The sequence below is a fragment of the Cellulomonas sp. GbtcB1 genome (assembly GCF_019091725.1).
Lineage (GTDB): Bacteria > Actinomycetota > Actinomycetes > Actinomycetales > Cellulomonadaceae > Cellulomonas.
In genome coordinates this window covers 1-231 of sequence record NZ_JAGXJG010000661.1, presented here as the reverse complement: position 1 = coordinate 231, position 231 = coordinate 1, and the positions used below count along the sequence as shown (strand labels likewise).

Sequence of the window (231 nt, the reverse complement as noted above, 5' to 3'; positions counted from 1 at the left end):
TCCGCCGGCGCGGTCGACGACCTGCTGAGGGTCGACGGCTCCCGGTGGCTGCGGCCCGCGTACTGAGCCGGCCGTGCCGCACCGCACGGGCTGGGCCGGCCTGCTCCTGATGCTGCTGCTGGTGGCCGCCGGGATGGTCGTCGTCGCCGTTTGGGGCGACAACCTGCGGCCCGCGGTGCACGCGTTCCTGCAGAACGCCGCCCGCCGGCTGTGAGCGGGCTGAGACGGAGG

At 75.8% G+C, this 231-nt stretch carries 1 protein-coding gene; it reads left to right on the top strand.

The features are described from left to right. Positions 1 to 73: 73 nt before the first annotated feature. The gene (locus KVT14_RS21710; RefSeq protein WP_217617423.1) at positions 74 to 214 is read left to right on the top strand and encodes a hypothetical protein; all 141 of its coding nucleotides are present in this window, start codon (positions 74 to 76) and stop codon (positions 212 to 214) included. The last annotated feature ends 17 nt before the right edge of the window (positions 215 to 231 follow it).